Source organism: Streptomyces sp. Ru71, from assembly GCF_002920535.1.
Taxonomy (GTDB): domain Bacteria; phylum Actinomycetota; class Actinomycetes; order Streptomycetales; family Streptomycetaceae; genus Streptomyces.
In genome coordinates this window covers 18,000-37,126 of record NZ_PQSS01000019.1, presented here as the reverse complement: position 1 = coordinate 37,126, position 19,127 = coordinate 18,000, and the positions used below count along the sequence as shown (strand labels likewise).

General features: G+C 73.1%; 18 protein-coding genes, 1 tRNA gene and 1 pseudogene. 9 read left to right on the top strand and 11 right to left on the bottom strand.

What is annotated here, in order from left to right; translation table 11 throughout:
* Positions 1 to 47: 47 nt before the first annotated feature.
* Positions 48 to 836: a hypothetical protein gene (locus tag C3489_RS14430; protein WP_103782200.1), complete on the bottom strand. Its 789-nt coding sequence runs from the start codon at positions 834 to 836 to the stop codon at positions 48 to 50.
* A 220-nt stretch (positions 837 to 1,056) separates the two neighbouring features.
* Positions 1,057 to 2,112, bottom strand: a complete 1,056-nt coding sequence (locus tag C3489_RS14425) for an LLM class F420-dependent oxidoreductase (RefSeq protein ID WP_103782199.1) — start codon at positions 2,110 to 2,112, stop codon at positions 1,057 to 1,059.
* 182 nt (positions 2,113 to 2,294) lie between these two features.
* On the opposite strand from C3489_RS14425, the gene C3489_RS14420 reads away from it, so the two are divergent.
* Complete coding sequence (locus tag C3489_RS14420) at positions 2,295 to 3,281, top strand: aldo/keto reductase (RefSeq protein WP_103782198.1); 987 nt, start codon at positions 2,295 to 2,297, stop codon at positions 3,279 to 3,281.
* Positions 3,278 to 5,521 (top strand): helix-hairpin-helix domain-containing protein, encoded by a 2,244-nt coding sequence (locus C3489_RS14415; RefSeq protein ID WP_103782197.1) that lies wholly within the window; start codon positions 3,278 to 3,280, stop codon positions 5,519 to 5,521. Before C3489_RS14420 ends, C3489_RS14415 begins: the two co-directional genes overlap by 4 nt.
* 144 nt (positions 5,522 to 5,665) lie before the next feature.
* Here the strand turns inward: C3489_RS14415 and C3489_RS14410 are convergent, their stop codons facing one another.
* A complete protein-coding gene (locus C3489_RS14410; protein WP_103782196.1) occupies positions 5,666 to 6,364 on the bottom strand; it encodes a hypothetical protein in 699 nt (232 codons plus the stop codon).
* 47 nt (positions 6,365 to 6,411) lie between these two features.
* Here C3489_RS14410 and C3489_RS14405 point away from each other — a divergent pair, with 47 nt between their 5' ends.
* The gene (locus tag C3489_RS14405; protein WP_103782195.1) at positions 6,412 to 6,600 is read left to right on the top strand and encodes a DUF5703 family protein; all 189 of its coding nucleotides are present in this window, start codon (positions 6,412 to 6,414) and stop codon (positions 6,598 to 6,600) included.
* Positions 6,601 to 6,673: 73 nt separating this feature from the next.
* On the opposite strand, the gene C3489_RS39855 is transcribed toward C3489_RS14405, so the two are convergent.
* The 3 genes from C3489_RS39855 to C3489_RS14390 all read right to left on the bottom strand — a co-directional run bounded on the left by C3489_RS39855 (position 6,674) and on the right by C3489_RS14390 (position 9,441).
* On the bottom strand, positions 6,674 to 7,516 hold the full coding sequence (locus tag C3489_RS39855; RefSeq protein WP_103782194.1) for a chaplin: 843 nt from the start codon (positions 7,514 to 7,516) through the stop codon (positions 6,674 to 6,676).
* A 165-nt stretch (positions 7,517 to 7,681) separates the two neighbouring features.
* A complete protein-coding gene (gene chpH, locus C3489_RS14395; protein ID WP_039651765.1) occupies positions 7,682 to 7,915 on the bottom strand; it encodes a chaplin ChpH in 234 nt (77 codons plus the stop codon).
* 200 nt (positions 7,916 to 8,115) lie between these two features.
* Positions 8,116 to 9,441 (bottom strand): M20/M25/M40 family metallo-hydrolase, encoded by a 1,326-nt coding sequence (locus C3489_RS14390; protein ID WP_103782193.1) that lies wholly within the window; start codon positions 9,439 to 9,441, stop codon positions 8,116 to 8,118.
* 207 nt (positions 9,442 to 9,648) lie between these two features.
* On the opposite strand from C3489_RS14390, the gene C3489_RS14385 reads away from it, so the two are divergent.
* Together C3489_RS14385 and C3489_RS14380 are read left to right on the top strand one after the other, a co-directional pair.
* Positions 9,649 to 9,733, top strand: a tRNA-Leu gene (locus C3489_RS14385).
* A 75-nt stretch (positions 9,734 to 9,808) separates the two neighbouring features.
* The gene (locus tag C3489_RS14380; protein ID WP_103782260.1) at positions 9,809 to 10,186 is read left to right on the top strand and encodes a YchJ family protein; all 378 of its coding nucleotides are present in this window, start codon (positions 9,809 to 9,811) and stop codon (positions 10,184 to 10,186) included.
* Positions 10,187 to 10,226: 40 nt separating this feature from the next.
* On the opposite strand, the gene C3489_RS14375 is transcribed toward C3489_RS14380, so the two are convergent.
* The gene (locus tag C3489_RS14375) at positions 10,227 to 10,928 is read right to left on the bottom strand and encodes a FadR/GntR family transcriptional regulator (protein WP_103782192.1); all 702 of its coding nucleotides are present in this window, start codon (positions 10,926 to 10,928) and stop codon (positions 10,227 to 10,229) included.
* Between the two features lie 130 nt (positions 10,929 to 11,058).
* Here C3489_RS14375 and C3489_RS14370 point away from each other — a divergent pair, with 130 nt between their 5' ends.
* On the top strand, positions 11,059 to 11,580 hold the full coding sequence (locus C3489_RS14370; RefSeq protein ID WP_103782191.1) for a gluconokinase: 522 nt from the start codon (positions 11,059 to 11,061) through the stop codon (positions 11,578 to 11,580).
* A 45-nt stretch (positions 11,581 to 11,625) separates the two neighbouring features.
* The gene (locus tag C3489_RS14365) at positions 11,626 to 13,023 is read left to right on the top strand and encodes a GntP family permease (RefSeq protein WP_103782190.1); all 1,398 of its coding nucleotides are present in this window, start codon (positions 11,626 to 11,628) and stop codon (positions 13,021 to 13,023) included.
* 67 nt (positions 13,024 to 13,090) lie between these two features.
* Here the strand turns inward: C3489_RS14365 and C3489_RS14360 are convergent, their stop codons facing one another.
* The 4 genes and pseudogenes from C3489_RS14360 to C3489_RS14345 form a co-directional block, all read right to left on the bottom strand.
* Positions 13,091 to 13,717, bottom strand: coding sequence for a cytochrome b/b6 domain-containing protein (locus C3489_RS14360; protein WP_103782189.1), 627 nt, complete (start codon positions 13,715 to 13,717; stop codon positions 13,091 to 13,093).
* On the bottom strand, positions 13,701 to 14,432 hold the full coding sequence (locus C3489_RS14355) for a molybdopterin-dependent oxidoreductase (RefSeq protein ID WP_103782188.1): 732 nt from the start codon (positions 14,430 to 14,432) through the stop codon (positions 13,701 to 13,703). The genes C3489_RS14360 and C3489_RS14355 overlap by 17 nt, the downstream gene beginning before the upstream one ends.
* Before the next feature lie 67 nt (positions 14,433 to 14,499).
* On the bottom strand, positions 14,500 to 16,044 hold the full coding sequence (locus C3489_RS14350; protein ID WP_103782187.1) for an APC family permease: 1,545 nt from the start codon (positions 16,042 to 16,044) through the stop codon (positions 14,500 to 14,502).
* Between the two features lie 66 nt (positions 16,045 to 16,110).
* A pseudogene (locus C3489_RS14345) lies at positions 16,111 to 17,060 on the bottom strand (hypothetical protein).
* A gap of 415 nt (positions 17,061 to 17,475) precedes the next feature.
* Here C3489_RS14345 and C3489_RS14340 point away from each other — a divergent pair.
* Both C3489_RS14340 and C3489_RS14335 read left to right on the top strand, forming a co-directional pair.
* Positions 17,476 to 18,369, top strand: coding sequence for a DMT family transporter (locus C3489_RS14340; RefSeq protein ID WP_103782186.1), 894 nt, complete (start codon positions 17,476 to 17,478; stop codon positions 18,367 to 18,369).
* 164 nt (positions 18,370 to 18,533) lie between these two features.
* Entirely contained in the window at positions 18,534 to 19,049 is a 516-nt protein-coding gene (locus C3489_RS14335; protein ID WP_103782185.1) for an NUDIX hydrolase, read from the top strand.
* Positions 19,050 to 19,127: the final 78 nt, after the last annotated feature.

Sequence of the window (19,127 nt, the reverse complement as noted above, 5' to 3'; positions counted from 1 at the left end):
GGTCGGTGAGGCCGGGGGCGTGTCCGGTGGGCGCCGGGCGGACGGGCTCAGGCGAACTCGGGGGCCGTGGGCGCCGTTCCGCCGAGCGCGTTGCGGCGCTCGGGCATGCGCAGGGACACCATCCGGTGCCAGCCGGCGAACCGCTCCCAGGCGTACACCGCGTGGATACCGGCCGCGAGCAGCGCCGACCTGGCCCGGGACCAGCCGAGGATGCGGCCCATGTGCGCCATGACGGCGAGGCTGACGTCGCGGTAGATGCGGATCTCGGCGAGGGCGCACGCGCGCAGGGTGCGCTGGATGAGCCGGCCATGGCCGGCGGCCGCGAGCCGCAGCAGCTCCTCGTGGGTGTACGCCAGGTGGTTGTCCTCGTCGTGGGAGATCATCCGGACGGCTTTGCCGACGTCGGGGTGGTCGGCGAAGTACGCGCGCAGCATGTCCATCTGCTCGGCGGCGCGCTGCTCGGTGACCCGGCTGTGCGCGAGGTAGACGACGATGTCCTCGACAGCGAGCGGCTGCTCCGCCCTGAGCCGGTCGTGCGACAGGCCGATCCCGTACTTCTCCAGCAGCATCGTGTAGTCGGTATCGGGCGGCACCGGTACCGGTTTCAGGCCGCGCTTGCGCATCAGGGCCTGGAAGATGCGGCCGTGCTTGTCCTCGTCGGCCCCGTGCCTGCTGATCTTGCCGGCCATGGCGCGTTCGCTCGGCGGCACGAGAGCGGCGATACGGCCGTTCTCCCAGCCCCCCTGCGACTCGCCGCCGGCGGCGATGGAGCAGAACAGCGCGAAGGACTCGTCGTTGTCGAGGATCTCCTGGAACAGACTCTTCGCCGAAAGCATCTGAGGCACCTCTCTGCAGGACTCCCGCAAAGAACGAGTCAAGTGCGGTGGGAAAGGTGCTGCAACACATGTGTCGGACCACTCCGCCGAACGGAGGACCCCGGGCGGGGGAAAGAGCCGTAACCCGGGGCGTCCTGGCGCGTTGTTCCCGATGACGGCCGTGGCGGGGAAGACCCCCGAGCCCCCACCACGGCCGTAGAGCTTTTCCGGGGCCCGTCGCCTACGCGAGGCCCGCGCGCTCCAGGGCCTCGACGCCGGCGCGCAGCGCGGCGACGCGCTCGTCCAGGGTGAAGCCGGCCGGGTTGAGGTTGAGCGTGGTGACGCCGGCCGCCGCGTAGGCCTTCATCCGGTCGGCGATCCGGTCCACGGAGCCGAGCAGCGTGGTGGCGTCGATCAGCTCGTGCGGTACGGCGGCCGCGGCGCCCTGCTTGTCGCCGGCCAGGTACTTCTCCTGTACCTCGGCGGCCGCCTGCTCGAAGCCCATGCGCCGGGCGAGCTGGTTGTAGAAGTTCTGCTTGGCGCTGCCCATGCCGCCGACGTACAGCGCGGTGTAGGGCCGGAAGGCGTCGGCGAGGCCGGTCACGTCCTTGTCGTCGCCGAGGTGCAGCGGGAGCGTGGGGGCGACGTCGAAGCCGTCCATGGTCTTGCCGGCCTTCTCGCGCCCGGCGCGCAGATACCGGAGCGTGGTCTCCTCCAGGTGGTCTGCGGAGGGGAAGATCAGCAGGGCGCCGTCGGCGATCTCGCCGGTCTGCTCCAGGTTCTTCGGGCCGATCGCGGCGATGTACAGCGGGATGTGCTCGCGCTGCGGGTGCACGGTCAGCTTGATCGGCTTGCCGGGGCCGCCGGGCAGCGGCAGCGTCCAGTGCTCGCCGTCGAACGACAGGCGCTCGCGGCTCATCGCCCGGCGCACGATCTCCACGTACTCGCGGGTGCGCGCCAGCGGCTTGTCGAATTTGACGCCGTACCAGCCCTCGGAGACCTGCGGTCCGGAGACGCCGAGGCCGAGCCGGAAGCGGCCGCCGGAGAGCGAGTCGAGGGTGGCGGCGGTCATGGCGGTCATCGCCGGCTGGCGGGCCGGGATCTGGAAGATGGCCGAGCCCACGTCGATGCGCTCGGTCTGGGCGGCGACCCAGCTGAGCACGGTGGCCGCGTCGGAGCCGTAGGCCTCGGCGGCCCAGCAGACCGCGTAGCCGAGCCGGTCGGCCTCCTGGGCGACGGCGAGATTGTCCGCGTCCATCCCGGCGCCCCAGTAGCCGAGGTTGATCCCGAGCTGCATGCGCTCCCCTTACCGATCAGTAATGTCCCGTGTGCGGCCGACCTTAGCGCGGGGCCGCCGACCAGGGCAGGGTGGTGTGGCGAGCGTCGCGCCCGCGCGCCGCGCAACCCCTGTGGACAGCCGGGAAATCCGTTGTCCACAGGCAACCCACGGCGCATCCGTGGCCAGTAATCTCGGCGTCCATGGAGCAGAGGCATCTCGGCCGCACCGGCCTGCGTGTGTCCCGGATCGGGCTCGGCACCCTGACCTGGGGCCGGGACACCGACGAGCATGACGCCGCGGACCTGCTGAAGACGTTCTGGGAGGCGGGCGGCACGCTCGTCGACACCGCGGACGTGTACGGAGACGGGGAGGCCGAGTATCTGCTGGGGCGGCTCATAGAGGGGCTGGTCCCGCGCCGGGATCTGGTCATCTCCACGAAGGCGGGCAGCGTGCCCGACCCGGACCGCCGGTTCGACGGCTCGCGCGGGCATCTGCTGGCCGCCCTGGACGCCTCGCTGGCCCGGCTCGGCACGGACTACGTCGACCTGTGGCACCTGCACGCCTACGACCCCGACACACCGCTGGAGGAGACCCTCCAGGCCCTGGACATCGCGGTGAGCAGCGGGCGGGCGCGCTATGCGGGGGTGTCCAACTTCTGCGGCTGGCAGCTCGCCAAGGCCGGCACCTGGCAGCTGGCGGCGCCGGGCACGCGGACCCGGCTGGCGAGCACGCAGATGGAGTACTCGCTGCTGCAGCGAGGGGTGGAGCGGGAGGTGCTGCCGGCCGCGCGGGACCTGGGCATCGGGCTGCTGCCGTCCTCGCCTCTGGGCCGCGGGGTGCTCACCGGCAAGTACCGGGGCGACGCCCTGCCGCCCGACTCGCGCGGTGCCTCCGATCACATGGCGCCGTTCGTCGCGCCCTACCTCGACGACACCGCGAGCCGGATCGTGGACGCGGTGACCACGGCCGCCGACGGGCTCGCGGTCACCCCGCTCCAGGTGGCCCTGGCGTGGGTGCGCGACCGGCCCGGCGTGAGCGCGCCGATCGTCGGCGCGCGCACGGCACAGCAGCTCACGGCGGCGTTGTCAGTGGAGGCGCTTAGTCTTCCTGACGAGATCTGCCGGGCGCTCGACGATGTGTCGGCGCCCGTGCACCGCTATCCCGATCACGACTGGAGCACGCTGTGAGCACGGAGCCGGAGACCACGGAGGACACCGAGCCGGGGACGCCGGACGCCGAGCCGGGGACACCGGACGCCGGGGCGGAGGCCGCCACCGCGCCGGAGGAGGCCGCCACCCCGCCCGAGGAGGCCGACGACGACCCGGGCGCCGACGACGCCGGTGCCGAGGGCTCCAGCACCGAGGACTCCAGCGCCGCTGATGGCGATGCGGGTGCCGGTGAGTTGTCCGAGGCCGAGGCCGAGCTGCAGGCGCAGCGGATCGAGCGGGAGCGCATCGAGCGGCGCAAGGCCGAGAAGAAGGGGCCGATCGAGAGCGGGGCCAAGCTCAGCGGCACCGCGGCCGACCTGCTCGCCGCCGTGCGGGCCGTGGAGAGCGGCGAGAAGCCCGCGCGGACCGTCTTCAGCGAACCGGCCGCCCCGCGCCGCCCCGCCCCGGAGCCGGTACGGCGGCCCCAGCCGGCACCGGCCGAGGCCGCGCCGGTGGCACCCGCGCCGGTCCCCGCCCAGACCGTCGCCGTCGAGACCGTCGCCGCCGTGGGGCGGGTGCTCGCCGACGGCGGCGCCCCCGAGGCCCTGGCCCCGCAGGCCGCCGCCGTCCTCGGCGAGGGCGCGGCCGAGGCGCTGCGTGAGGACCCCTGGCAGCTGCTGCGGGTCGCCAGCGTCCGCCCCGAGCACGCCGACTCCTTCGCGCGGGCGCTGCTCGGCCCGGAGTGCGCACCCGGCGACGAGCGGCGGGGCCGCGCGCTGACCGGCTGGCTGCTGGAGCAGGCGGCGGTGGCCGGGCACACCGCGCTGGACGTGGCCGCGCTCACCGCCGCGCTCGGACAGCGCGGGGTGCCCGACCCGGACGCCGCCCTGCAGGACGCGCTCGCCGAGGGCGAGGCGCTGGCCTTCCAGGACGCCCTCGACGAGCAGCCGACCCCCGCCCCCGTGGAGGAGGGCGAGGAGGAGCCCGAGCGTCCGGTGCGCGTGCTGGTCGGCCTGGAGCGGTATGCGCTCGCCGAGGAGAGCCTCGCCGACGGTCTCGCCCGGGTGGTCAACTCCGTCGCCAAGGACGACGGGGTGGACTGGGCGTCGGCCGCGGCATCGGCATCCGGCAGCGCGGCCGAGCTGATCCGCGCCGTCGCGGGGCACGGGCTGGTGCTGCACACCGGCGGCGAGGCGGCCCGCGCCGAACCGGCGGCCCTTCTCACAGCGGCCCGCGCGCTCGGCCTGCGAGCCGTCGCCGCCTGCCACACCCCGGACGGACGGCGCCGGTTCGCCGGCCTGCTCCCGAAGGACGGCGCCGCACAGGACGTCGTGACGGTCGCCGGGCTGCTCTCCGGTGCCGAGGGTCCCGGGCGGGACGCCGACGGCGCCCTCGGGCTGGATCTGCTGGTGGTGCTGGACGCGCCCCAACTGGACGTGGAGAGCGCGGCGATGGTCGTCGAGTCGCTGCCGGACGGGGCGCGGCTGGTGCTCAGCGGCGATCCCGCGGTGCTGTGGTCGGCCGGGCCCGGGCGGGTCTTCGCCGATCTGCTGGCCGCGCGGGTGTGCCCGCAGATCGCCTCGCGCACCCCCGACCCCGGGCCGATCGGCGAGCTGGTGTCCGGGATCGGCGTCGGCGAGCTGAACCAGGTCGACGCGCCCGGCAAGGAGATCGTGATCGTGCCGGTGCGGGACGCGGGCGAGGCCGTGCACCGCACCGTGCAGCTGGTCGCGGACTCGGTGCCGCGGGCCCTGGGCGTGCCGCCCGAGCAGACGGTCGTGATCACACCGGGCCACGGTGGCGCGGCCGGCACGCGGGCGCTCAACGCGGCCCTGAAGGAACGTCTCAATCCCGGCCCCGGCCGGTTCGGCGGCTTCGACCCGGGTGACCGGATCGCCTACTCCCCCGCGCCGGGGCGCACGGTGCCGGGCCGGGTGACCGGGGCCGACGCCGACGGGCTGCGTCTGGAGTGCGCGGGCGTCCCCGTCGCCGTGCCGCGGGAGCGGGTGGAGCAGAGTGTGCGGCACGGGTGGGCGCTGACCGCGCACCAGGCGGTCGGCAGCCGGTGGCCGGCCGCGGTCGTGGTGCTGCCGGGCGACGCGGCGCAGGCGCTCAGCCGGCCCTGGGTGTACACGGCCTTCGGCCGGGGCGAGCGGCATCTGTCCGTGGTCCACGGGGTGGAGCAGGCGCTGCCCAGAGCGGTCGCCGAGGTCCCGGCCAAGCCCCGGACGACCCGGCTGCCCGTGCTGCTGCGCACGCAGGTCCCGGCGGCGGGCTGACCGACGCCCGCCCCCCGTCCCCGTGGGACGCGTACGGCCCGGGACACCTCGTCCCGGGCCGGTCATGGCTCGTAGGGCACGCTCTCACTCATGCCGGGCGTGCTCACACTCAAGCCGGGCGTGCTCTTCGCGCGCGGCGCGCTCTCAGCGGTCGGCGTCCAGCGGCTCCAGATCCTCGTCGCCGTCCTCGTCCCCGTCGAGGGCCGGGTGCCCGTCGTCGTCCTCGTCGTCCTCGCCGAGGTCGTCGTCGAACACCGCGCTGACGTCGAAGCGGCAGACCACCCGTTGCGGATCGACCTGCTCGAACGGCGCCTCCAGCCACTCGCCGGGTTCGGCCGGTTCCTCCGCGGCGACCACCCACAGCGTGGAGTCGCCCTCCTCCAGGCCGAACTCCTTGTGCCGGGAGGCGATCTCGTCCGGTTCGAACTCGCCGAACAGGATGCCGAGCGCCCCGTGCACGGTCCCGGAGACGCCCTCGTCCGCGCTGTCCTCGTCCGCCGCCTCGATGCGCTGGGCCTGCGCGCGCAGCCGCTGTGGCTGCGCGACCGCGTAGTCGCGGCGGATCAGCACGCTGAGCGCGTTCGGCTCCTCGGGGCCCGTGTACGGCGGCAGTGAGTCGTCGGCCCCGGGGATCTCGAAGGGCGTGACCTCGTCGTAGCGGTCGTAGAGCAGCTCGTCGTACGCCTCGGCGGCCGCGGCCAGCTGGTTGAAGGCCTCGTAGACATCGGGGTCGTCCTCGCCGGACCTGCGTTCGACCGCGGCCAGGTGGCGGTCGAGCGCGGTCTTGACCGCCTCGGCGGCGGCGCGTACCTCGGCAGCGGTGGGCTGCGCAGCATCAGACATAGTGCAGACGCTATCCGTACCGGGCCCCAGCCCGCACAATAGATGCGATGCCGGAATACGAATTTGTCGACGTGTACCTACCGCGCGGGGTCTCCCGCAAGGAGACGACACGTCTGCTGACCGAACACGCCGAGTACGGACACTGGGAGTTGTACCGCCTGAGCCTGCTACGCGACGGCAGCCGCAGGGTGCGGTTGCGGCGGCGGATCATCCGCCAGGTGCGCGCCACGTGGTGACGTGAGGCAGACGGAGCGGGCCCCGCCGATGCGGGGCCCGTTCCGTTGTGTGCCGACGGCGGCAGCGCGCCGCTCAGGCCGAGGCGCGCGCCTTGCGGTACATCACCGCACCGGCGAGCAGTGCGCCCGCGCCGACCGGCAGGACGACGCCCATCGGCAGTTCGCTGCCGGTGTGGGCGAGCTGGGCCGAGCCCGCGGGCCGGGTGACCGAGTGGGTGCCCGGGTGGTTGGGCCCGCCCGGAGTGCCGGGCGTGTGCTCACCCGGGGTGCTCGGCGTACCGGGGTGACTCGGGGTGCCGGGGTGACCCGGGGTGCCGGGGTGACCCGGGTTGCCGGGAGTTCCGGGTGTGCCGGGATTGCCAGGAGTACCCGGCGTGCCGGGCGGGGTCTCGCCACCGCCCGGAGGCGTGGTGTGGCCACCGCCCCCGCCGCCGTTGGCGCAGTCGTTGCCCATCGCCGGGTTGCCGACGCCGACGACGTCGACGCTGTTGCCGCAGACGTTCACCGGTACGTCGACGGGCGCCTCGACGTGGTTGCCGGATCCGACGCCGGGCGAGTCGCCGGTGTGTCCGCCGGCCTGCGCGCCCCCGGAGCCGCCGGATCCGCCGGACCCGCCGGACCCCCCGGAGCCGCCGTGCCCGCCCGTCGAGCCGCCGCCGCTGTGGCTGCCGCCGCCCTGGTTGGCGCACTTGTTGCCCATCGCCGGGTTGAGCGCCCCGACGACGTCGACCGTGTTGCCGCACACGTTCACCGGGACATGCACCGGCGCCTGCACCGAGTTGCCGGACAGCACGCCCGGCGAGTTCGAGGCGGAGCCGCTCGCGCCCGAGTCGGCGTGGGCGTAACCGCCGGCGGCGGCGAGCACGCCGGTCGCTGCCGCCACCGTCATGAGGCTTTTGCGGGTGACTTGTCGCATTGCTGAATTTCCCTGCCTTTCGCGATTCCTCGCACCTTCATGTCACATCGTGAACGCGCAAAAGACCGGTCGGCCCCGGAGCGCATGGCGCGCGCTCCGGGGCCGACGGTGTGGACGACCCTCAGAGGACCGACCCGCGAAGGACCAACCCCCGGGGAGAGGACGTCAGTTGTTGACGCAGGTGTTGCCGAAGGCGGGGTTCAGGAGCCCGATCACGTTGATCGTGTTGCCGCACACGTTCACCGGTACGTGCACGGGCACCTGGATGACGTTGCCGGACACGACGCCCGGGGAGTGCACGGCGGCACCCTGGGCGCCCGAGTCGGCGACGGCGAGGCCCGCGCCCGCGAGAACCAGCCCACCGGTGGCAGCCGCAGCAGCGACGACCTTCTTGATCATTATTCCTCCTTGTTGGCAAAAGCGATCCCAGCGTTGCGGATCGCATCACCTGTAACGAGGAGGGAGTAATCAGGCTACGAGCGTATCGTCGCATTCACTCTTCTCAGTTGTTGCCGCACACGCGCCCGAATAGTGAAGTCGCGTTTCAGCAGGCGAAAAAGGACCGTTCGGGGCCCTGAAAGGGCCCCGCGGCGGTCCGTTCAGGAGGCGTCGATGAACCGGTCGAGCACCCGCACGCCGAACTTCAGACCGTCCACCGGCACGCGCTCGTCGACCCCGTGGAACATCCCGGCGAAATCCAGCTCCGGCGGCAGCTTCAGCGGCGCGAAGCCGAAGCCGCGGATGCCGAGGTCGTCGAAGGACTTGGCGTCGGTGCCGCCGGAGAGCATGTACGGGATCGCCTTGGCGGCCGGGTCCTCGGCGACCAGCGCGGACTGCATGGCCTCCACCAGGGCGCCGTCGAAGGTGGTCTCGACGGCCTTGTCGGCGTGCACGTCCTCGCGGCGCACGTTCGGGCCGAGCAGCCGGTCGAGGTCGGCGAGGAACTCCTCCTCGTGGCCGGGCAGGAAGCGGCCGTCGATGTGCGCGGTGGCCTCGCCGGGGATGACGTTGACCTTGTAACCGGCGTTCAGCTGGGTGGGGTTGGCGGTGTTGCTCAGGGTCGCGCCGATCAGCTTGGCGATGCCGCCGAGCCGGGCGAGTGTGGACTCCATGTCCTCGGGGTCCAGTTCGGTGCCGAGGGCGTCGCCGAGCTCGTCGAGGAAGGCGCGGGTGGTCTTGGTGACCCGCACCGGGAACTTGTGCCGGCCGACGCGCGCGACAGCCTCGCTCAGCTCGGTGATCGCGTTGTCCCGGTGGATCATCGAACCGTGTCCGGCGGTGCCGGCCACGGTGAGCTTCATCCAGTGCATGCCCTTCTCGGCCGTCTGGATCAGGTAGAGCCGGCGCTGCTCGCTCACCGTGAAGGAGAAGCCGCCGACCTCGCTGATCGCCTCGGTGACGCCCTCGAAGAGGTCCCGGTGGTTGTCGACCAGATGACGGGCGCCGTAGGTGCCGCCGGCTTCCTCGTCGGCGAGGAAGGCGACCACGATGTCGCGCGGGGGCCGGCGCCCGGAGCGCAGCCGGTCGCGCACGACGGCGAGCGTCATGGCGTCCATGTCCTTCATGTCGACGGCGCCGCGGCCCCAGACGCAGCCGTCGGCGACCTCGCCGGAGAACGGGTCGTGGGTCCAGTCGGCGGCGTTGGCCGGGACGACGTCGAGGTGGCCGTGGATGAGCAGCGCGGGCCGGGACGGGTCCTCGCCCTCGATGCGGGCCACCGTGGAGGCGCGGCCGGGGTGGGACTCGAAGATCTTCGGCTCCAGGCCGACCTCGGCGAGCTTCTCGGCGACGTACTCGGCGGCCTTGCGCTCACCGGGCCCGGAGTGGTCGCCGTAGTTGCTGGTGTCGAACCGGATCAGCTCGCGGCAGAGGTCCACGACCTCGTCCTCGCCGGTGACGCCCCTGGCCGTGTCCGTCTCGCTCACGCTGCTTCCTCCCGGTGTCACTGCGGTGTCACTGCTGGTGGTCCCCCTCATCCTCCCTCCGCCCCCCGCCGGGTCCAAGACCGGTCCCGGCCCGACACACGCCGTTCACGTGACGGCGGCGACAGCCGGGGGGTGATCGGCCACCCGGGAAAGCCTGGTAATGTTTACGTCGTCGCCGCGAGGGAAACCGCGCACGACAGACACCTTGTCCGGGTGGCGGAATGGCAGACGCGCTAGCTTGAGGTGCTAGTGCCCTTTATCGGGCGTGGGGGTTCAAGTCCCCCCTCGGACACAGCGAGAAGGCCCCTGCAGAGCAGGGGCCTTCGGCGTTTTCGCGCCACCGCGGTGACCAGGCACAATGGCGGGCATGACGACGCGCCCCTGCCCCTGCGGTCTGCCGGAGCCGTACGCCGCGTGCTGCGGCCGCTACCACCGCGGCGAGGCGGCCGCGCCGACCGCCGAGGCGCTGATGCGCTCGCGCTACAGCGCCTTCGTCAAGGGCGACGCCGACTACCTGCTGCGCACCTGGCATCCCCGGACCCGGCCCGCGCGGCTCGATCTGGATCCCCGGATGCGCTGGACGGGGCTGGAGATCCTCGGCACGAGCGACGGCTCGGCCTTCCACTCCACCGGGACGGTGACCTTCCGCGCCTCCTACCGGGGCGGGTCGCTGCACGAGCACAGCCGCTTCGAGCGGGTCGACGGGGCGTGGGTGTACGTCGACGGGGACTTCCCCGGGGAGTAGGGCCGGGCGGGGCCCGCCGCTCCGGACGCGGGGCCCGGGCTCAGGGCGCCAGGATGTCCAGCTCCTGCAGCGCCCCCACCGTGATCTCCCGGGTCAGCCGCTCCGCGCGCTCGGCGTCCCGCGCCCGGACCGCTTCGGCGACCTGGACGTGCAGGGTGACGGCGGCCGGGTCGGGGTCCTCGAACATGACCTCGTGCTCGGTGCGGCCGGTGAGGACCTCCGCGACGACGTCGCCGAGGCGCGCGAACATCTCGTTGCCCGAGGCGGTGAGGATCACCCGGTGGAAGGCCACGTCGTGGAAGAGGTAGCCCTCCAGCTGGTGGCCGCGGGAGTTGGCGACCATGCCGAGGGCGCACTCGGTGAGCTCGGCGCACTGTTCGGCGGTGGCGTGGCGGGCGGCCAGGCCGGCGGCGACCGGTTCGACGGCCGAGCGCAGCACGGTCAGTGAGCGCAGCTGGTGCGGGCGGTCCGCGCCGGCCAGGCGCCAGCGGATGACCTGCGGGTCGTAGACGTTCCACTCGGCCTTGGGGCGCACGGTCACGCCCACCCGCCGCCGGGACTCCACCAGATGCATGGACTCCAGCACCCGGACGGCCTCGCGCATCACGGAGCGTGACACGTCGAAGCGCTGAGCGAGCTCGTCGGTGAGCAGGACGCTGCCCGGCGGGTACTCGCCCGCTGTGATCGCGGGGCCGAGGGTGTCCAGTACATGGCCGTGCAGCCCCCGGCCCGGAGTGGTCATGCACACAGAGTACGGGCCGGGTCACGGGAACAAAAAGTCAGACTTATTTGTCACAGACTCTTGAATTCGTCGTACCTAATAGGTTTCAGTAGCCCGGCATCAACGTGTCGACGAAGACAGCGAGGCAGCGATGAACACCCCCCACGTCGTCGTGGTCATGGGCGTGGCAGGCACCGGCAAGACGACCATTGGTCCCCTGCTGGCCGCCCGGCTCGGCGTCCCGTACGCCGAAGGCGACGACTTCCACCCCGCGGCCAACATCGCCAAGATGTCGGCCGGCACCCCGCTCACCGACGAGGACCGGTGGCCGTGGCTGGACGCCATCGGCCGCTGGGCGGACGGACGGGCCGGGCTCGGCGGGGTGGTCAGCTGCTCAGCGCTGAAGCGGTCCTACCGGGACCGGCTGCGGGCCGCCGCGCCCGGGCTGGTGTTCGTGCACCTGACCGGTGACCGCTCCCTCATCGCCGACCGGATGTCGCACCGCCAGGGTCACTTCATGCCCACGGCACTGCTCGACTCCCAGTTCGCCACGCTGCAGCCGCTGGCGGCGGACGAGGCCGGCGTCGAGGTGGACGTCGAGGGCGGCCCGGAGCAGATCACCGAGCGGGCCACGTCCGCTCTGGCCGCTCTGCCCGAGCCGACGGCCCGGTAACCCCTCCCCACCCTCCCCATCCCCCGTCTCTGCAAGGGAACCCCCGTGACCAGACTCAGCGTCGAGATGCTGGCAGCGGACAAAGTCGAGCCGATCACCTCGGCCGGCCACGCCCAGCTGGGCATAGCCGTGCTGGCGGGCATCGCCGTCATCGTCCTGCTGATCACCAAGTTCAAGCTCCACGCGTTCCTGTCCCTGACGCTCGGCACGCTCGTCCTCGGCGCGGTCGCCGGAGCACCGCTCGACAAGGCCATCGCCAGCTTCACCACCGGGCTCGGCACCACCGTGGCCGGTGTGGGCGTACTGATCGCCCTCGGCGCGATCCTCGGCAAGATGCTCGCCGACTCCGGCGGCGCCGATCAGATCGTCGACACGATCCTCGCCAAGGCCGGCGGGCGGGCGATGCCGTGGGCCATGGTGCTGATCGCCTCGGTGATCGGTCTGCCGCTGTTCTTCGAGGTCGGCGTCGTCCTGCTGATCCCGGTCGTGCTGATGGTCGCCAAGCGCGGCAACTACTCCCTGATGCGCATCGGCATCCCGGCGCTGGCCGGTCTGTCCGTGATGCACGGCCTGGTCCCGCCGCACCCCGGTCCGCTGGTCGCGATCGACGCGGTCAAGGCCAACCTCGGTGTCACGCTGGCGCTCGGCGTCCTCGTCGCCATCCCCACGGTGATCATCGCCGGTCCGCTGTTCTCGAAGGTCGCGGCCCGCTGGGTGGACGTCCCGGCGCCGGACCGGATGATCCCGCAGCGCGCCTCGGAGGAACTGGAGACCCGTCCGGGCTTCGGCGCGACGCTGGTCACCATCCTGCTGCCGGTCGTCCTGATGCTGTCCAAGGCGCTGGTCGACATCACGGTGGACGACCCCGACAAGAACGTGCAGCGGATCTTCGACGTGATCGGCTCGCCGCTGATCGCCCTGCTCGCCGCCGTCCTGCTGGGCATCTTCACGCTGCTGCGGCCCGCCGGGTTCGGCAAGGAGCGCGTCACGCCGCTGGTCGAGAAGGGCCTCGCGCCCATCGCCGGCATCCTGCTGATCGTCGGCGCGGGCGGCGGCTTCAAGCAGACGCTGATCGACACCGGCGTGGGCCAGATGATCCTGGACATCTCCAAGGACTGGAACATCCCGGCGCTGCTGCTGGCCTGGCTGATCGCGGTGGCGATCCGGCTGGCGACCGGTTCGGCGACCGTCGCCACCGTCTCGGCGGCCGGTCTGGTCGCGCCGCTCGCGGCCGACATGTCGACGACGCACGCGGCCCTGCTCGTCCTCGCGATCGGCTCGGGCTCGCTGTTCTTCAGCCATGTCAACGACGCCGGCTTCTGGCTGGTGAAGGAGTACTTCGGGCTGAACGTCGGCCAGACCATCAAGAGCTGGTCGGTGATGGAGACGATCATCTCGGTGGTCGGCGGCGGCCTGGTGCTGCTGCTGTCCCTGGTGATCTAGACGTCGTACGGCGACGACGGCCCACCTCCTCGCGGGGGTGGGCCGTTCTCTTCGGGGGGCGAATCGCTCAGGGCCGCCACAGCGGGTGCTCCCGCTCGGCCCAGCCCCTGCTGACCAGGCCCGTGCGCAGTCCGCGGCGGGCCTCCGGGTCGCCCAGCGCCATGCCGATGTGGCCGGCCAGCACGACACCGACCGTCAGGGCCAGCCAGTCGTGCACGAAGGTGGCGCTGGTGCGCCAGCGCAGCGGGGTGAGATGGGTGAACCACATCAGCAGCCCCGTGCCGAGCATCACCAGCGTCGCCCCGGCGATCCAGGCGGCGTAGACCTTCTGACCGGCGTTGAACTTGCCCGCCGGGCGGGAGGTGTGCCGTTTGTCGCGGACCAGCGCGGCGTGCAGCCAGCGCCTGTCGTGCGGGCCGAACCGGTTGAGCCGGCCGAGGTCGGCGCGGAAGGCGCGGGAGGCCAGGCCCAGCAGCACCGGCACGGGCAGGGCCAGGCCGGCGCACTCGTGGACGCGGACCACCAGCTCGCGGCGGCCGACGAGTTCGGCGAGCTGCGGGATGTACAGGAAGGCCGCGGTGATCACGCACAGGCCCATCAGCGCGGCCGTGGTGCGGTGGATCCAGCGTTCGGCCCGGGTGAAGCGCCGTACGTGCGCCGTGGCCGGGGCCGGGGCGTCAGCTCGTAGGCTCATCGTCGCGTCCGTTCGACCGGCCCACCCAGGCGTCGACGTCGTAGCCGCGTTCCTCCCAGTAGCCGGGCTCGACCTCGTCGGTGACGGTGATGCCGGAGAGCCACTTGGCGGACTTGTAGAAGTACATGGGGGCGACGTAGAGGCGGACCGGGCCGCCGTGGGCGTGGCCCAGGTCCTTGTTCTGCATGCGCAGCGCGACCAGGACGTCGGGGCGGCGGGCCTGGGCGAGGGTGAGGGACTCGCTGTAGGTGCCGTCGAAGCAGGTGAAGCGGATCGCCCGGGCCCCCGGCCGCACCCCGGCGGCGTCCAGCAGCCGCGACAGCCGCACGCCGTCGAACGGGGTGCCCGGCACCCGCCACCCGGTGACGCACTGGACGTCCCGGACCAGCCGGGTCTGCGGCAGGGCCCGCAGCTCGGCCAGGGTGTAGCTGCGCGGGCGGTCGACCAGGCCGTCGACGGTGAGGCGGTAGCTGTGGGCATCGCGGTGCGGGACGGACGCGGCGACGGAGTAGTAGCGGAAGCCGCCGCCGTTGGGCAGCAGTCCGGTCAGGCCGGTGGGGTCGCCGCTGAAGAGGGACTCCAGGTTGCGCTGCAGCGTCGGTGCGGTGAGCACGCCCAGGGCGCCCAGGCCCAGGGTGCCGAGCAGGACACGGCGGCCGATGGGCCGGCCCCCTTGGTCGGCCGGCTCGGGTGGTTGCGGCGGTGCGGGGTTCACCTCTTCATTCGAACACTCGCGAACCCCTGCGGAGAAGGGTTCACGGGTGCGCGTCAGGCTTCCGTAATCACTGCTCGACGGGGGTGGCCGCCGCCTTGTCCAGCCGGAACGCCTCGTTGCCGAGGCCGATGCGGGCGTGCGCCTCGGGGTTGCGGGAGCGCAGCAGCAGGCCCTGTGCCAGGCCGGCGACCAGGGCGAGGCCGATGACGGCGGGCAGCGCCCAGCTCAGGGCGGAGCCGGGGCCGGCGCCGACCAGGACGTCGAAGTCCTTGACCGTGTAGCCGGCGAGCACCAGCAGGGCGAGCCCGGCCAGCGCGGAGGTGACGAGCCGCCAGGCCTGGGCCCGTCCGGCGCCGCGCCGGACGAAGAAGACGATCACCGACAGGGAGGCGGCGGCCATCAGCACGATCACGCCGAGCGCGCCGAGGTTGCCGCACCAGGTGAACAGGTGCAGGACGGGCGCGGTGGGGTCGCCGGTGGGCTTGCCGTCGGTGGCGGCGAAGACGATGACGACGACGGCGGACACGGCGCTCTGCAGCAGCGAGCCGGTGCCGGGCGCTCCGCCGGCGCCGGTGGTGCGGCCGAACGCCCGGGGCAGCAGGCCCTCGCGGCCCATGGCGAAGGCGTAGCGGGCGACGACGTTGTGGAAGCTGAGCGTGGCGGCGAACATGCCGGTCACGAACAACACGTGCAGGATGTCGGTGAAGGTGGCGCCCAGCCGGGACTCGGTGAGCGTGAACAGCAGTCCCGCGCTCTCCTTCTGGGCGGTGCCGACGATCGCGGAAGGGCCGGTGGCGACGGTGAGCGCCCAGGAGCTGAGCGCGAAGAACACGGCGACGGAGCCGACGGCGAGGAACATCACGCGCGGCACGAGGACGTGCGGCCGGCTGGTCTCCTCGGCGTAGACGGGGGCCTGCTCGAAGCCGGTGAAGGCGGCGATGCAGAAGCACAGGGCGGTGGAGACGCCGGCGCCGGTGAGGGTGCCGGGGTCGAAGGCGTGCAGGGACAGGCCCTCCTTGCCGGGGTCGGAGATCGCGGCGACGTCGAAGATCACGACGAGGGCGACCTCGATGACGAGGAGGACGCCGAGGACGCGCGCGTTGACGTCGATCTTCAGCCAGCCGAGCGCGCCGACGACGGCGACGGCCGCCAGCGCCGGTATCCACCAGGCGACGGTGACGTCGGCGTAGGTGGCGAGCAGCCCGGAGACCTCGAAGCCGAAGATGCCGTAGATGCCGACCTGCAGGGCGCTGTAGGCGACGAGGGCGACCAGGGCGGCGCCGGCGCCCGCGGTGCCGCCGAGGCCGCGGGCGATGTAGGCGTAGAAGGCGCCCGCGTTGTGCACGTGCCGGCTCATCTCGGCGTAGCCGACGCTGAACAGGACCAGGACCACGCCGAGCGCGACGAACAGCAGGGGCTGGCCGACGATGCCCATCACCGCGTACGTGGTGGGCATGACACCGGCGACGACCATGAGCGGGGCGGTCGCGGCGAGCACGGAGAGCAGCAGGCCGGAGGTGCCGAGGCGGTCGGCGCGCAGGGCGCGGTCGGGGCCCAGATAGGTGCTGATGTCGTCGGCGGGTCTGGTGGTGCGGGGGCTGCCGGTCGTCATGCGGGGTCCTTTCGGGGGCGGGGGCGCGGTTGCCGTCGTCGGTGCGGGTCCCGACGTCGGCGTACGTCAGCCCGTGCCGAGGGCGCGGTCGCGGGCGGCACGGAAGGCGGCGTGGGGGTCGCGGTCGGGGTAGGACCAGGGGGCGGGGTGGGGTGGTCACCGATGCGGTGGAAGAGGGCGGCGGCCTCGGCGCCGCGGCCCTCGCAGACCTTGGCGTGGGCGAGGTAGTTGAGGTCGACCAGGCGCCGGGGGTGGCCCTCGTGCTCCCACTCCAGCCACCAGTCGAAGGCGGCCTTCATCACCTGCCGGGCGCGGCGGCCGGTCCAGTGTCCGGAGGCGAGCGGGTCGGCGGGTTCGAACCCGGCGCCGGCCAGGACGCGGTAGCGCTCGGCGTGCGCGACGACCGGGAGCATGGCCAGCGGGGAGTCGGCGGGGGCCTGCTCGGCGGCCCAGGCGGCGAAGTCGTAGACCTCGTGCAGCGGGTCGGGTCCGACGTCGGCGCGGCGCTCGGCGAGCCGGGCGACCATCAGGTGGTGGGCGTGGTGGTGGTCGGCGTGGCGGGCGCGGACCTGTTCGAAGGTGCGGACGACCTCGGTGTCGTCGCCGTGGACGCGCTCCAGCAGGAGCAGGGCCAGCCAGGGGGTGGGATCGGCCGGGACGAGCGCGGCGGCGGTGTGGCAGGCCTCGCGGGCGGCGGCGGGCTTCTCCTTGCCGCGCAGGGCGCGCTGGACGCGGGCGGCGGCGAGCAGCGCGGCGGCGTCGGCGGAGTCGGGTTCGACGAGGAGCCAGTCCTTCGCCCAGGCGGCGCTGTAGGGTTCGGCGCCGAGGACGGTGATCCGGTGGCCGCGGCGGTCGAAGTCGTCACCCGTACGGGCCAGCAGCGAGCGTGCGGACTGCCATCGGCCCTGGGCCAACGCGGCGCGGGCCGCGGTGAGTTCGGTGTCGTCGAGGGCGGCGTCGAAGGCGTGGGCGGCGCGTTTGCGGCCACGGCCCAGGGGAGGCGGGGGTGGGGGCACCGCGGGGCTACCTCGTCTTCGTTTTCCTCGTGCGTCGTGGCGGTTCGCGGGCCGGAGGGCCGCTCGGGCCTGTCTCCCGTGTACGGGCATGAACCTGCCACCGTTCGATCACGCACAGCCAACCCTCCGGGGGTGAGGCGCGTCAAGGGCCGACGGGTCGATGACACGCGTCAACTGACCGGCGAATGGCGGGATTTGAGCGCCGGCGGGTGTGCCGGTTCCGGGGTGGTGTGGCGTGCGCCATGGCAGCACCGGCGTTCGCGTCCCAGCATGACGGCAGGGCCGGGCTCAGGCGCCCGGGCGGGGGTGTACGCACGGGCACCGTTGCGCGCGCTCCGGGGGCACCGAGGGGGCCGGGCGGTTAGAGTCGGGCCTCACGACCCCGTGACCCGACCGGACGATCGAGGGACGCAGCGTGTCGGTTCTGGTTCTTGTTCTCGCCGTGAGTGCCGCGTGCTGCCTGGGGTTCGGGTTCGTCCTGCAGCAGAGCGCCGCGCAGCGGGCACCGCTCGGCGACTTCCTCTCACCCCGGCTGCTGCTGGCCCTGATGCGGGTGCCGAGCTGGATCGGCGGGATCGCGCTGATGGTGGCCGGAATGGCCCTCGGTGCGGTAGCGCTGGGCCGGGGCGAGGTGTCCCTGGTCGAGCCGCTGCTGGCGACGAACCTGCTGTTCGCGCTCGCGCTCTCCCGCCGTCGCACCCGGCAGCCGCTGGGGCGGCAGGGGTGGGCGGGGCTCGCCCTGCTCGCGGGCGGGGTGAGCGCGTTCATCCTGGCGGGCGAGCCGCGCGGGGGCACGGCGGTGACCGATCCGGTGCGGCACTGGGTGATCATCGGGGTGATGGCGGGCCTGGCCCTGCTGCTGACCGCCTGCGCCAAGCGCGCCCGGCTGAGCTGGGGGCCGGTCCTGCTGTCCCTCGCGGCCGGACTGCTCTACGGCGTGCAGGACGCCCTGACCCGGGTGAGCGGGCAGCGCTTCGCCGACGGCGGCCTGGCCGAGCTGCTCACGGGCTGGCAGCCGTACGCGGTACTGGCGCTCGGCATCACCGGTCTGGTCCTCGTCCAGAGCGCGTTCGAGACGGCGCCGCTGCGCATGTCGCTGCCCGCGCTCACCGCGGCCCAGCCGCTGGCCGGCATCGCCTGCGGCGTCGGCTTCCTCGGCGACCGCCTGCACACCGACACCGGGGCACTGGCCTGGGAGGCGACCGGGCTGGCAGCGATCGTCACGGGCATCGTCCTCCTGGGCCTGCACCCCTGCCTGCCGCAGGGCACAGCGGGCGAGGAACGGGTGGACGCACTCCAAGGGGGCTGAGGGGCAGCGCCCGGAGGCTCGACGGCCCCCACCGGGACACCGTCGCACCACCGCCCCGTCGCTCCCCCCACCCGGCGCCCCGCCCCCGCACGGACGTCGGCCGGGCCCCCGTCGGGGCGTTGGCGGTGCCCCGGGGACACCGGTGGGCCTGCTTGGATGGGTTCATGCGTGCTGCTGACGAGATTCTCGACATCGTCGACCTCCACGACCAGGTCATCGGGCAGTCCCCGCGCGGTGAGGCCTACGCCCGTGGGCTGCGTCACCGGTGTGTGTTCATTCAGGCCCGTGACGCGGACGGGCGGGTCTTCGTGCACCGTCGGACGCCGACCAAGCTGGTCTTTCCCTCGCGGTACGACATGTTCGTCGGCGGGGTCGTCGGCGCCGGCGAGTCCTACGACGACGCGGCCCTGCGCGAGGCCGAGGAGGAGCTGGGCGTGACGGGGCTGCCCCGTCCCACGTTCCTGTTCAAGTTCCTCTACGACGACGGGGCCGGGCAGAGCTGGTGGTCGGCCGTGTACGAGGTCCGCTGCGAGCTGCCGGTGCGGCCGCAGGTGGAGGAGGTCGCCTGGTACGCCTTCCTCACCGAGGAGGAGCTGCGGGCACGCCTCGGCGAGTGGGAGTGGGTCCCGGACGGCATGGCGGCCTACGAGCGCCTGACGAACCACCGGCCGACGGGCTGAGCGGCGTTCACCTCCCGGTGAGCGCTGCGGCGAGGACGCGTGCCGGCCAGGGGCCCCACGCTGGCCGCGACCGCTGAC